This is a genomic window from Gemmata palustris (assembly GCF_017939745.1).
Lineage (GTDB): Bacteria > Planctomycetota > Planctomycetia > Gemmatales > Gemmataceae > Gemmata > Gemmata palustris.
Window position 1 is genome coordinate 4,492,062 of sequence record NZ_JAGKQQ010000001.1, and the last position, 12,645, is coordinate 4,504,706.

A 12,645-nucleotide genomic window follows, 5' to 3' on the forward strand; every position below is an offset into this window, starting at 1 on the left:
CGCACGGAGGCCGAAATCATGTCACGGTGGTTGTGCAAACGGTGGGCGTGGGCGGTCGTGGTCGGAGCCACCGTGACCGTCGGGAGCGCGACGGGAGCGGATACCCCGCCCCAAAAAGTCGGCGCGGTGATCTCCCTGAACATTGACGGCAAGGGCGAGCGCCAGTTCAAGGTGCTCAAGTGCGAGAAGCAAACCGACGGCACCTACCAGTCGGAACTGAAGGACACCAAGACGGGCGAGACGATCACGCTCGTCGATCAGCCCGAGACCGCGCCCCCCAAGGGAGCGGAACCGCCCAAGGGTACGGAGCCCCCGAAGACCACGGACAACGGTCCGCCCAAGGCGAAGCCGCGCACGACGGACACGCTAACCCCGCCGCTCGGGGCTACGATGCCCGATTCGGCGAAGGACAAAGAGAAGGACAAAGAGAAGGACAAGGAAAAAGAGAAGCGCCCGCTCCTCCGCATGTTCGAGAAGGACAAGCCGTCGGATTCGGCGGGCGAAACCAAGAAGCCGGGGATGTTGGCGCGCGTGTTCGGGAAGAAGCCGAGCGGCCCGAACATGTCCACGCCCGCGACCGGCCCAACGGTGAAGACGACCTCGTCCGCGCCCCCGGCGGTGCTGCCGGTTCCCCCGGGCGGGCTGACCGGGGGAACGGCCGAACCGCCGCGCGTGATGCCCACGAAGCCGGTCGCGCCGCCGGTGGCGACCCCGGTGCCGACCGTGCCCGCGCCGCAAACGACTCCGACTCCGGTCCCGGCGCCGATCCCGACTTTCCCGGCCCCAACGCCTATTCCGACCCCGCTCCCGGCGCCGCCGATCCCGGTGCCGCTGCCGTCGGTGCCCCCGGCCGGAGGTGGGTTGCCGCCGATCCCGGTGCCGCCGGGCGGGACGTCAGCCACCAAGCCGCTGCAGATTGTGGTGCCGGCCGGGTACGTTCCGCCGCAAATCGCGTTCGATCGCGACGTCGAGCCGTTCGTGATCGCGCTGCAATCAATGAACGCACCGTCCGCTCGGCTGAGCGCTGCGAAGGGGTTGACTGAGTGCCGGCACCGTTCGACCGAGGGCGTCAAGGACGTGCTGTTCAAGGCGGCCCAGATGGACCCGTGCGGCGAAGTGCGGGCCGCGTGCATCACGCACCTGTGCGAGCTCGGCTACTTCAATGCGAACTTCCTGGGCCACATCCAGACCGCGTGCGTGGACACCGATCCGATGGTGCGCGAAGCGGCGAAAGCCGCCTGCTCGAAGATGATTCGCAAGTAAACAGTCGCGGGAGCAGAGCGCACCTTCCCCCGAAGTGCCGCTGCTAGTACTCGTGGCGCCGGTCAATTGAGTGACCGGCGCCACGACCGAACTATTTGCCAGCACTCTTCGTGTCGATCTGCCCGACCCGGTTCGCCTGCTCGGTGAACCACACGGTCCCATCAGCGCCGGCCGTCATCCCGAACGGCTGAGCGTTTTCGGTCTTCAGGTCGAACCACGATAGCTTCCCGGCCGGCGTGATCCGCCCGATCTTGTGCGTCTTGAACGCGGTGAACCACACGTTCCCGTCGCCGCCCGTCGCGATCCCGATCGGCTGCGTTCCTTTGGGCAACTCGAACCCGGTCACTTCACCCTTCGGGGTGATCCGGCCGATTCGATCGGCACCGTTCTCGGAGAACCACAGGTTCCCGTCCGGGCCGTTGGTAATGTCGCGCGGGCGGGCCTTGGGATCGGCCAAGCGGAACTCTTCGATCTTCCCGGTCTTCGGGTCGAGCCGGCCGATCTTTCCGGCCGCGCTTTCGGTGAACCAGATCATCTTGTCCGGACCGGTCACGACCCCGTAGGGTTGGGCGTCGTCGGTCGGGACCGGGTACTCGGTGATTTCGCCCTTCGGGGTGATCCGACCGATCTTGTTTCCGGTCATCTCCGCGAACCACAAGTTCCCGTCCGGGCCGGCCGTGATCCCGCGGGGCCACGAGCCCTTCGTCACCTTGTTTTCGACCACCGCTTTCGAGGGAATTGGGAACGTTCCATCGAACTCTCCCTTGGGCGTGATCCGGCGAATCGCGTTCTCCTCGCGCGAGGTGAACCACAGGTTGCCGTCCGGCCCCACGGCCAATCCCTGAAGGACACCGACGTCCTTCCCCGGAACCGCGAACGCGGTCGCCGCGCCCTTCGGGGTGACGCGGATGATTTGCCGCTTGAGCACCTCGGTCACCCACACGTTCCCGTCCGGCCCGACGACGATCGCCTGCGGGCGCTGGCCCGTGCCGGGGAGCGCGTGTTCGGTAATCGGTTCGGCGGCCCTTGCAGGCACCAAACACCCACCCGATACCAGCGCGGCCAACATGAATCGCGTTATCATAATCGTCGTGCCTTTCACTTTGCGATGAACGGGTCTAATTCGGTCGCCCGGTCCTCGATGCGGATGTGCCACGCCGGTTTCTTCGGGTCGGCGAACCGGCCGCGGAACCGGTCCACCATCTCCGCGTCGCGGCCCGTCGGTTCATCGAGCCGGAGCGTCACGTCGTACTCTCCCGGCGGGGCGCCGTCCTGGTTCTCGTAGGTCGTCAGCTCGAACGACCCGTCCGGGCCGGTCTTGGCGACCGGTGTCAGCGCGCCGGGGGCCGCGTTCCGCGGGTGGAACCGAACAGTGGCCCCGGCCGCCGGGTTCCCGTCCGTGAGCACCTTCCCGCGCACGGGAACCAGGTGAATCGGGGTGTAGCGCTTCGGCTTTTCGCACCCGGTGGTCGCAACCAGGGCGATGAACGTCACGGTCCAAAAAACTGATCGTGCAGTATGCATGGATGGCCCAGGATGGAGTGATTCGTGCCGGATCGTGCCCGACTTAATCCAGGTTGAACACCTCTCCGCCGGCCCGACTCACGAACGACTTAATCACGTCCGGGGTCACGTTCTCGGACACGAACCGGACCGACCCGTCGCACAGCCCGAAGTTCGCCCCGCCAGTGTGGAACGAGTAGATCCCGTAAGCCAAATCGTTGGTGCAGTTCACAACGCACGGCCCACCGCTGTTCACCCCGTCGAACGTCCACGAGTAGATCCGACTGCTGTGGAACGACGACCACGCGGCGAACCAGTGGCGGTTGCAGTTGGCCGGGTTGGTGGTGTTGGCGCACGCCACTGGCGCCCGTTTGCGATAGGTGACGGGCATCCCGGCGCTCTCGTACAGGAGCATGGTGTTGGACGTCCCGTCGGTGACCTCCAGGAACTTGGTCCGCACGTCCTTCAGGTAGCTGATCGCGCCGACCGCTTCTTCGGTCGCGGAGGCCGAAGTCTTATAGGACCGCGGGACGTAGTAATCGCCCGCCTGACCGGTGCGGTCTGTGAACGAAACGTTGCCGATGGGCTTCAAGAGGCGATCCGACGAGGGCGTTGAGGGGCAGATGTGGGTATCGAGCCGCGTGTTGACCGCGGTCTGATTTTCGGGCGCGTAGAAGTCGAGTTCAGATTTGTAGATGGCGGCCACGTTCCCCTGCTCGATGTACGGCAAGGTGATGCTCCCCCACCCGGTGAACGGCGGGCTAAATTGGGACGGAGGGAGCCCGCCCTGAGCGCTCTCGTAGTTGTGGAATGCGAGTGACAGTTGTTTGAGGTTATTGGAGCACTTCATCCGGGCCGCAGCTTCACGCACCTTCTGTACTGCGGGCAACAGCAATCCGATCAAGATCGCAATGATCGCGATCACAACGAGCAATTCAATGAGCGTAAAGGCGCGACGATTCCCGCGGCACATGAGCCGATCTCCGTAGGGTGCGTGTGGAGAGCCGCGTTGCTGGCAGGAATGCGCCGGGTGGGATCGTAGGCGCGTTGCGTGCGGTGCGGAGCGTGCTCGGCAACTGTTGAGATTGATTCTCAACAGCCACCTGTACTCTATTCGGCCAGAGTGGTTCGTCAATGACCAGTGATGGAAGCATGCGGCGCACCGGCGCACACTTCACCGCACCCACTTTTCCACTCGCGCGGTGATAGATTCGCGCCGTCGGCAGGAATAGCTGTTTGGACAACCGTCGTCCGAACCGGTATTGTAACCGTATGGCTACTCACACCGCCCCTCCCCAGCGCCGATTCGATTCCCCCGAGCAGGAGGCGTTCCTCAACTTGTGGCGGACGTTCGACCGCCTTCGCGCGATGGAAGAGGAACTGTTCGCCCGGTACGACCTGACACCGCAACAGTACAACGCGCTGCGGTTGCTCCGGGCCGCCAGCCCGGAGGCGCTCCGCACGCTGGACCTGAGCACCCGACTCGTGTCTCGCGCCCCCGACACCACCCGCTTGCTCGACAAATTGGCCGAGCGCCAACTGATCGAGCGCCACCGCCCGGCCACGAACCGCCGCGAGGTCCGCGTCGGCATCACTGCGGCCGGGATCGCCCTCCTCGAGAAGCTCCATGAGCCCCTGCGGGAGTGTCACGCGCGACAACTCGGCCACCTGTCCCGCACACAACTTCGCGATCTGACCGACCTCCTCCGCACCGCCCGGTTGCCCCACGAGGACGCCGACAGTAGCTGGCGGTGACTCTCCTATCCTTCCCGGAGTCCGACATGAGTTCCGATAACACCCCCGACGTCATCGTGATCGGCGGCGGACCGGCCGGCAGCACGGTCTCGACCCTGCTCGCCCAGCGGGGCGCCAAGGTCCGGCTATACGAGCGCGACACGTTCCCGCGGTTCCACATCGGCGAGTCGTTGATTCCCGAGACGTACTGGGTGTTCAAGCGCCTGAACATGCTCGACAAGATGAAGGCCAGTGCGTTCGTCAAGAAGTACAGCGTGCAGTTCGTGAACGCCCAGGGGAAGCTGTCGGCCCCGTTCTACTTCGACGAGAACAAGCCGGGCGAGCAGTCACAGACGTGGCAAGTGATCCGCAGTGAGTTCGACACCATGATGCTCGACAACGCGCGCGAGCACGGGGTCGACGTCCGCCAGCCGGCGCGCGTGCTGGAAGTGCTGTTCGAGGGCGATCGCGCGGTCGGGGTGAAGGTTCAAAAGGAGGGCGGCGGATCGGAAGAGGTCCGGGCAAAGGTGGTGGTGGACGCCAGCGGGCAGAGCACGATGCTCCAGAACAAGTTCAAGTTGCGGCTGTGGGATCCGATACTCAACAAGGGAGCCATCTGGACCTACTGGGAGGGCGCGTACCGCGACGCCGGTAAGGACGAGGGCGCGACGGTCGTGATCCAGACGCCCAACAAGCAGGGGTGGTGGTGGTACATCCCTCAGCACGATAACACGGTGAGTATTGGTGTGGTGGCCCCGTTCGACTACCTGTTCAAGGGGCGCGGGGGCCACGAACAGGTGTTCAACGAGGAGAAGGACGCCTGCCCGGAGGTCATCAAGCGGCTCTCCACGGGCCAGCGCCGCGGCGGGTACTACGCGACGAAGGATTACTCCTACCGCTCGTCGCAGGTGGCCGGCGACGGGTGGGTGCTGATCGGGGACGCCTTCGGGTTCCTCGACCCGCTGTACTCCTCCGGCGTGCTCCTGGCGCTGAAGTCGGGGGAACTGGCCGCGGACGCGATTGCAGATGGACTGGCCGCGGGTGACACCTCGGCCGCGCAGTTGGGCCGGTGGGGGGACGTGTTCAACAAGGGCGTGGACCGGATGCGCCGGCTCGTGTGCGAGTACTACGACGGGTTCAGCTTCGGGCGGTTCGTGAAGACGTACCCGCACCTGAAGGGGAAGGTGACCGACCTGCTCATCGGCGACCTGTTCGATGACCACGTGGACGAGGTTTGGGGGCCGCTGGAGTCGCTCTACGCGCCGGACAAGACGGCCATCCCGACGTGGAAAGACGGCACCCCGCCCGACGACGTTAATAAGGTGAATGAACTGTACCTGCCCGAAGACCCGATGCGGTAAGGTCCAACGCGGTCCCTCTCCCCAAGGCGCGCCGGCTCATGAAATCGTGGTTCCGTTCAGAAGACGTCCTCGCTGTTCTGATCGGCGTGCTCCTCATCGGCCTCAGTCTGGCCACGCTCACCGGGGCGAACCTGCTCGGCTGGTCGGTGGCCGTGAAGGAGTGGGCCGACCCCGCGAAGGCACTCGTCCCGTCGTCTTCCGCGTTCGCGGGGCTGACCGGGATCGGCGCCTTCGCGGCCACCTTTGTGTTTCTGCTCGGCGTGCTGTCCGCCGGTGCGGTGTTCCTGCGCACCAGCCCGGCGCGCTTCGCCGTCCGGTTCGCCGTGCTGTTCGTACTCGCGTTTCTCTGTTGGGTCGCCGGGCACAACGCCTACATCGCGGCCAACCCGAACAAGCTCCCGGCGGGCGTCGGCTGGGCACTGGGCCTGACCGGAGAGGCCGGGTACCTGCTCGCGCTGATCGGCGGGTTGCTCATCGGGAACCTCTTCCCGCGCGCAGGCGCCTGGTTCAAGGACGCGGCCCGCTCGGAGCTGTTCATCAAAGTCGGTATCGTGATCTACGGTGCGGTTCTCGGGGCGAAAGCGGCCGAGGAATCGGTCCGGGCGACCGCGATCCTGTTCCGCGGGTTGGCGGCCATCATTGAGGCGTACCTCATCTACTGGGCGCTGGTGTACCTGATCGCGCGGAAGGTGTTCGGGTTCAGTCGCGAGTGGGCCGCCCCCCTCGCCTCAGGTATCTCGATTTGCGGTGTCACCGCGGCGATCACTACGGGGGCCGCGATTCGCGCCCGACCGGTGGTGCCGGTCATGGTATCGTCGCTGGTGGTCGTGTTCGCGGTCTTCGAGATGTTAGTGCTCCCGAAACTCGCACACGTGATCCTGCCCGACGAACCAATGGTTGCCGCCGGGTGGATGGGGCTGGCCGTGAAAACGGACGGCGCCGCGTTCTCCAGCGGGGAGATCACGGCCGGGCTCTATTACCCCGACGAAAAAGACCCGGCCCGGAAGTGGATGGCACTGACGACCACGACGGTGAAGGTGTTCATCGACGTGTTTATCGGGATCTGGGCACTGGTTCTGTCCGTAATCTGGTCGTGGAAGATCGACAAGCGCCCGGGCCGGGGGCTCCCGCTCCGCGAGATCTGGGAGCGGTTCCCCAAGTTCGTGTTCGGCTACGCGGTGACGTTCGGCACGTTCTTCGCCATCGGGGTATCGGACCCGGGTGTGATCGGCGACCTGAAACGCGGGACCGATCAGGCCGACGTGTTCCGCAGACTGTTCTTCGTGCTGACGTTCTTCAGCATCGGGCTGGCGACGAACGTGCGCCGACTCTGGGCCGAGGGGTTGGGGCGCCTCGCGCTGGTGTACGTGGTGAACCTGTTCGGGTTCGTGATCTGGATCGGGCTGGCGATCTCGTGGCTGTTCTTTCACGGGGTGCCGGCGGGGGGAAAGTGAAATGGAAAAGCCGAACGTCCCTCCGACCGACGCGGAGATGGCCCGCGAACTGGCTCAAGTCGAAGCCGAGCCGCTGCTGCCCGCTGAAAAGTGGCTGATCGGCGGGAGCCTGGCCCTCGGCGCAGTTTTACTCGGCCTGTTGCTCTGGGTGAGCCGAACGTATTTTCCCGTCGGCTCGAACTGAGAACCGAGCGGCCGGTTTTGCAACGACCCGAACCCGGTCGATTCGGGAAGCAACCGGCGGTACGCACTGACGAGTTCACGTCCGGCCCGGCCCCGAGCTGTTCGCATACTGCCGATTGCCCGCCTCCATCGGGCACATTTCGCTTCAACTTTGTTCGTGCGCCCGAGGTAACCAAAGGCGTCGTCCGAAGCCCCTCCTTGCACAAATCCACGAAATAATCCCAGGTAGAAACAGCGTTCCAAGCACAGCCGACGGCCCTCGTTTTCGTTTCCACGATTTTCGCGCGACGCACTCGGTGTGGGTTAGAGGGGCGGATGAATTCGATGCGACTGGCAAAACAATGCAAGATTATTTAAATATCATTAGCTCAATATTGCCGCGGGATGGCTTGCCGCCACGGTTGAAATTGCGACAATGTCCACAAAAGCGAATTCCCTCGGGTGCAGCATGAGGCTACTTGTCACCATATCTTGCATTCTCGCCGCGATCTCAGTCGCTTCATTCGTCTACTGGGCCAAAGGGCCAGTTCGCGCCGAGTCGGTGGCCGCTCCCGTCCGCCGCGGAGTTCACTTTCTCGAGCCAGATAAACAATTAGGCGCCGTTCGCCTTAATGAGACGATTCACGATTCGTTTACGCTCGTCAACGATACTGACCGGACCATTATGATCGGCGAGCCGATGAAGAGTTGTTCATGCACGACCGCCGAACTGGATCGCCGGGAATTGGCTCCTGGGGAACGGTGCTCGCTGAAGTTCGCAATCAACGCCGGTGGGAACCGCGTTCCTCGGAGGGAAACCATCGCCCTCGTCTGTACAAGTGCTGGATCGGACGCGGTTCAAGTATTCGGCAGGGTGTACTTCGCACCAAAGGGCGTTTTTGAAATAGATCCGACTGAAGTGATCTTGACGCGAGCGAAGCCAAAGGCCACGTTTGTTGTTAGTACCGCTTCGACGGCGGAGCAGAATAAAGTGATTGATGTTCGATCAAATCATCAATGCGTGCATGTGGATGCTGGTGCTCTGCCGATTGTGACACTCGAACTGGATCTCAACACACGGGACGAGGCCGTACTTGAAGCGGAGTGTATTATTACCACGAATAATCCAAGTGAAGAAACGATTCGGGTGCCCGTTCGGGTTCGCAAATAGTGAATCGCGATTTCTTGCCTTATTTAGGAGGTACGTTATGCGAAAGCTCGCGTGTATGGTCGCTTTCGGCTTCGCAACCACGCTGGTACTGGCAATCGCTGCGATAGCCAACCCCACTTGCGATGGGACGAAACCAAAAAGTATTGTATGTGACGGCACGGTACCAGCGGGCTACTATCAGTCTTCACAGTGCCAAGGCGACTTGTCGCACAATGGCGCGTGTCTGAATGCAATTGCATTCAATATCGAATATTTCGGCTGCACGTCTCCCGCGGTCGATCCGGCTACAGGGCAATATATATCGTATTGCGCCGACAGTGTCGCATCTCAAGAATGTACTCAAAAGCGGATCTGCGTCGGTGAAACCAAGACCAAGGGTGATGGTACGTTGTACACGAACTGCTCTCAAAAAGGCGAAATCGTGATAACCAAAAGGCTTGTCAAGGAGGATCTCGGCCGAGAAGGGGCTTCGGTCAATATAAAATGCGCAGTAATTGTCGTTGCACCTCCGCCACCTCCGCCACCAGCTGCGCCCTAATTGTCGCTACATGGATCGAGTAGGTCCACATCTCAGAAACGGGTGGTCGCAATTGCCCGCCCGTTAGCCGTGACCACGTGAAACGATTTTGACTCGGTAGATAAGCAAAAATAATTGAATTTCCGGACAACTGGCTTTTCGAGGGCGCGGAATGGAATTCGCTTCAATTATTTTTCTCGTTCTCTCACCGGGGGCACCTGCCGACAAAGCTGAGGCTGTTGTTGCCCAGAAGTCGCGGATGCCAAACCGCTATCAACTGAAGCTCCGCGTGGAATCGCGCACGCCAAACGCGCCGCCGCCGCTCGAGTCCTCGTGGGACTCAACTCTACATATCTGGCGTGACGGGAACAAATTTCGCGTCGATCACTTGGACGCTCACTACACGCCCCCGCGACCGAATCACGATAGTCACGATCGGCGAGTCACGTGTGAGAATTGCGAGAAAGAAGGTTACGGAATTGTGACCACTGTGGTACGGGGTTCTCCCCCAACGCTTCATACGGTCGAGTTCGTTCGCCTTGGCACACGCAATTTAGATGGATACTGCACCTATTTCGACTGGCGATATTTCGGGTTGAGCAACGACCGGCCATGCGGATACCCGAAACTTCATATTGGCTCCGACTTTCCCGGCTTTTTTGGCCGGTCCGATGTCCAAACAAGGCGCGAAAACCGAGGCGGGGTTCCGTGTCTTGTCGCGGCCATGTCCAGAAAGACGGGGCACCTCCAGCAATCCGTTTGGCTTAGTGAACGCGAAGAGTTTAATCCGGTCTTTTTCGAGGACAAGTTCGAGGTCGTTGGAGGGGAACCCGAAAGCCGAACGACGGAGGTGAGTTGGCAACTGACCCCGGGAGGGCATCGGTACCCGAAAACGGTGAAACACAACACGACGATTTCGTTCAACGGTGCGAAATACCCGGGTGAAGAAATCGTCACGGTGACACACGCCGATTTCGACAGCGCCATCGATCCTGCGGTCTTCACGCTCGCTGGCCTCGGGTTGAACGAGAATCAGGCGATCGGGCTTCCCGATTTGAAACCTTCCGAGCGGCCACTGTGGCGGAACGGCAAGGTCGATGAGTCGTACACGCTCGGCCAATACACGGCCGATATGCTCGGGCCCCAGACGGCAGTTGCCGACGGTCCGAAAACCGTGGCCAACTACCCGGCTGAAGGCAGCACGACTCTCACCGTGAGCATTGTTACCGCGCTACTGGCAGTCGTAACCGCGGTACTCGCGGTCGTCATCCGCCGGCGGAGGGCCGCGGGATGACGGAGCTCACCCGATCACTTCGGCGCCGAGGCGTCAGTTTGGTGGAAGTGCTGGTGGTCGTGAGCATCCTGTCGTTCCTGTTCGCCCTGCTCATACCCGCAGTGCAGCGCGCTCGGGCGGCGGCCACACGAATGGGCTGTCAGTCGAACCTCCGACAGATCGCCCTCGCGACGCACGGCTACGAGTCCGCTCACGGCCAACTGCCGCCCGCGTTCCGTCACCGGCGTACCGACCCGGAGACGCCCAACCTTCAGTGGCCGCTGCTGATCGCGCCGTACCTCGAACTCGAGGCCAACTGGCGGACGGCGGTGGACGATTTTCGGCGCGAGCGGGACGCGATATTCCCGTCGCCGCACCGCGGCCTGTCCGTGCCACTGAAACCGTTCTCCTGCCCGTCGGACCCGCGAACTGCCGTGAGCTGGGAGGTCACGTTCGTCTACTCACTCGCCCGGCCCCGCCCGGCCCTCGTCACCCGATCGTTCGCGCTCACCTCGTACCTCGGGAACGGGGGCGAGGTCAGCGCGCGGCGAGACGGCGTCATCATCGCGGACGGCACCGTAACTCTGTTACATGTAACGGACGGCACTTCCAATACGCTCGCGTTCGGCGAACGCCCGCCGCCAAAGAACTTAATGCTCGGGTGGTTGTATTACGGGTGGGGAGCACACGCGAACGGAGCGGGCGAACTCAGTTCTGTCATGGGCGTTAATGATCCGAACCCGTTTGTCTGGAGGGTACCGGACGCGAGTTGCGGTCCCGGGCCGTTCCCGTATCAACGACCGGATTTGAACTCTGAGGCCGACTGCGCCCAGTTCCAGTATTGGTCCTTGCACTCCGGGGGTGCCAACTTCGCTTTTTGCGACGGTTCCGTTCGCGTCCTCGCGTATCGGGCCAACTCGATATTGGCCGCGCTAGCCACCCGCGCCGGGGGCGAAGTGGTTGCTCCCGACTGATTCCGATACCACGCCACTCGAGCAACGCGGCGCAAGTCGGTTGAGAGTTGGTGCTCGGGCACTCGACATCGAGCGCCCGAGTTCAATCAGCATGTGCAATGCAGAAGCGATCAACTACGGAGCGGCAGATGGCAGGGCCTCGGGCACACTAGCGCGGTGAGGTGCCGACCAACGGGGGCACGTTGACCGCGGGTCGTGCAACGGGTTGCCGGCTCGCGCGCACGCGGTAGTTATCGCCGGCCGTGCCGGTCGCCAACCGCTCGGCTTCTTTCTCGGTCTTGATCCCCGTGTGCAAGAGCGTGTGCAGACCGGGCTGGGCGGCCTCGATCGCGTCCCACTCGCGCTGTTCGCACACCACGTTCCCGCCGACTTTACCCTTGTCCATTGTCATCCGGTACACGACCCACGCATGGCAAATCTCACGTGCGCGCATTGCTTCTCCGTTATGGGCGATAGTGTATTGTACCCGCGCCGCGCGCCGAATCCGTCGAGAATATTCCCACTTCCGCGCCCGTGCGGTACCGCTATGCGGTACCGGTTCGAGATTCGATCGAATGGAACTGGCGTTTGTAGTTGCCTACACACATGTTGTGACGATGTCACAGCGCGACGAACTCGCGCCGCACGGGTGCAGTAATTCAGGTGCGCAACCGGCCGACCACGAACCGGTGCCCGTCGCCTAACACCTCCGGGCCGAGCCGGGCGAGGCCCAAAGCGCTGCGGTTCCCGGTGTTCGTACCCACGGGTCGGTGTCGGGATCTGGGGGATCGCGACCCGATACGAGGCGAGGACGTCGGTGTACACGGTGCCCCGGTCCGATACCCGCGCGGGAGCGCGTCCCACAATCGCTGAGCCGTGGCTGCGGACCGGTCATCGCCAGCACCCGCCGGGTTCCGCTTCCAAGGCTACCCACACTCACTGGACCTGGTCTTCGGACCCCGCGAAGTTCCACAACTCATCGGCCTCGATCACGACCGGGGCCGACTTTGGGGGCGGTTCCGGATCGTCCGGGGTTTGTTCCCGGTACAGGGCGTTGACGAAGTTGTGAACCCAGGACCGGGATCGGCCCGTGGCCCGTGCGATGGCCCGATCCCCGAGTCGCTCGGCCAGCAACCGGCACAGATCAAGATCGGTTGCGCCGCCCCGCCACTACGAACGGAATCTGCGTGCCGATACTACGGTGTTCGTGTTCGCTCTGCCGGAGTCGGGATGGTAAACTGGGGAGACCCACCG

Annotated in this window: 14 protein-coding genes; 9 read left to right on the forward strand and 5 right to left on the reverse strand. The window is 62.9% G+C overall.

The features are described 5' to 3' along the window. Window positions 1–18 precede the first annotated feature (18 nt). Window positions 19–1,263, forward strand: coding sequence for a hypothetical protein (locus J8F10_RS18450; RefSeq protein WP_210656122.1), 1,245 nt, complete (start codon window positions 19–21; stop codon window positions 1,261–1,263). Window positions 1,264–1,354: 91 nt separating this feature from the next. On the opposite strand, the gene J8F10_RS18455 is transcribed toward J8F10_RS18450, so the two are convergent. Genes J8F10_RS18455 through J8F10_RS18465 form a run of 3 tightly spaced genes read right to left on the reverse strand, consistent with a single transcriptional unit; the run spans window position 1,355 to window position 3,739 of the window. After that, window positions 1,355–2,347 (reverse strand): Vgb family protein, encoded by a 993-nt coding sequence (locus tag J8F10_RS18455; protein WP_210656123.1) that lies wholly within the window; start codon window positions 2,345–2,347, stop codon window positions 1,355–1,357. Between the two features lie 14 nt (window positions 2,348–2,361). Beyond that, a complete protein-coding gene (locus J8F10_RS18460; protein ID WP_210656125.1) occupies window positions 2,362–2,787 on the reverse strand; it encodes a carboxypeptidase-like regulatory domain-containing protein in 426 nt (141 codons plus the stop codon). A 43-nt stretch (window positions 2,788–2,830) separates the two neighbouring features. Further along, window positions 2,831–3,739, reverse strand: a complete 909-nt coding sequence (locus tag J8F10_RS18465) for a DUF1559 domain-containing protein (protein ID WP_210662024.1) — start codon at window positions 3,737–3,739, stop codon at window positions 2,831–2,833. 299 nt (window positions 3,740–4,038) lie between these two features. Here J8F10_RS18465 and J8F10_RS18470 point away from each other — a divergent pair, with 299 nt between their 5' ends. The 8 genes from J8F10_RS18470 to J8F10_RS18505 all read left to right on the forward strand — a co-directional run bounded on the left by J8F10_RS18470 (window position 4,039) and on the right by J8F10_RS18505 (window position 11,412). Continuing rightward, window positions 4,039–4,521, forward strand: a complete 483-nt coding sequence (locus tag J8F10_RS18470; RefSeq protein ID WP_210656127.1) for a MarR family winged helix-turn-helix transcriptional regulator — start codon at window positions 4,039–4,041, stop codon at window positions 4,519–4,521. Window positions 4,522–4,547: 26 nt separating this feature from the next. Beyond that, on the forward strand, window positions 4,548–5,861 hold the full coding sequence (locus J8F10_RS18475) for an NAD(P)/FAD-dependent oxidoreductase (protein WP_210656129.1): 1,314 nt from the start codon (window positions 4,548–4,550) through the stop codon (window positions 5,859–5,861). Between the two features lie 38 nt (window positions 5,862–5,899). Continuing rightward, window positions 5,900–7,315, forward strand: a complete 1,416-nt coding sequence (locus J8F10_RS18480; RefSeq protein ID WP_210656132.1) for a putative sulfate exporter family transporter — start codon at window positions 5,900–5,902, stop codon at window positions 7,313–7,315. A 1-nt stretch (window position 7,316) separates the two neighbouring features. Next, window positions 7,317–7,499 (forward strand): hypothetical protein, encoded by a 183-nt coding sequence (locus tag J8F10_RS18485; protein WP_162671662.1) that lies wholly within the window; start codon window positions 7,317–7,319, stop codon window positions 7,497–7,499. A gap of 447 nt (window positions 7,500–7,946) precedes the next feature. After that, on the forward strand, window positions 7,947–8,648 hold the full coding sequence (locus tag J8F10_RS18490) for a DUF1573 domain-containing protein (RefSeq protein WP_210656134.1): 702 nt from the start codon (window positions 7,947–7,949) through the stop codon (window positions 8,646–8,648). Between the two features lie 37 nt (window positions 8,649–8,685). Beyond that, complete coding sequence (locus J8F10_RS18495; RefSeq protein WP_210656136.1) at window positions 8,686–9,186, forward strand: hypothetical protein; 501 nt, start codon at window positions 8,686–8,688, stop codon at window positions 9,184–9,186. Window positions 9,187–9,337: 151 nt separating this feature from the next. Beyond that, entirely contained in the window at window positions 9,338–10,459 is a 1,122-nt protein-coding gene (locus J8F10_RS18500; RefSeq protein ID WP_210656137.1) for a hypothetical protein, read from the forward strand. Next, entirely contained in the window at window positions 10,456–11,412 is a 957-nt protein-coding gene (locus J8F10_RS18505) for a DUF1559 family PulG-like putative transporter (RefSeq protein WP_210656139.1), read from the forward strand. Before J8F10_RS18500 ends, J8F10_RS18505 begins: the two co-directional genes overlap by 4 nt. A 148-nt stretch (window positions 11,413–11,560) precedes the next feature. Here the strand turns inward: J8F10_RS18505 and J8F10_RS18510 are convergent, their stop codons facing one another. Next, entirely contained in the window at window positions 11,561–11,845 is a 285-nt protein-coding gene (locus J8F10_RS18510; protein ID WP_246523440.1) for a hypothetical protein, read from the reverse strand. 482 nt (window positions 11,846–12,327) lie between these two features. Continuing rightward, complete coding sequence (locus J8F10_RS18515; RefSeq protein ID WP_210656141.1) at window positions 12,328–12,525, reverse strand: hypothetical protein; 198 nt, start codon at window positions 12,523–12,525, stop codon at window positions 12,328–12,330. Window positions 12,526–12,645: the final 120 nt, after the last annotated feature.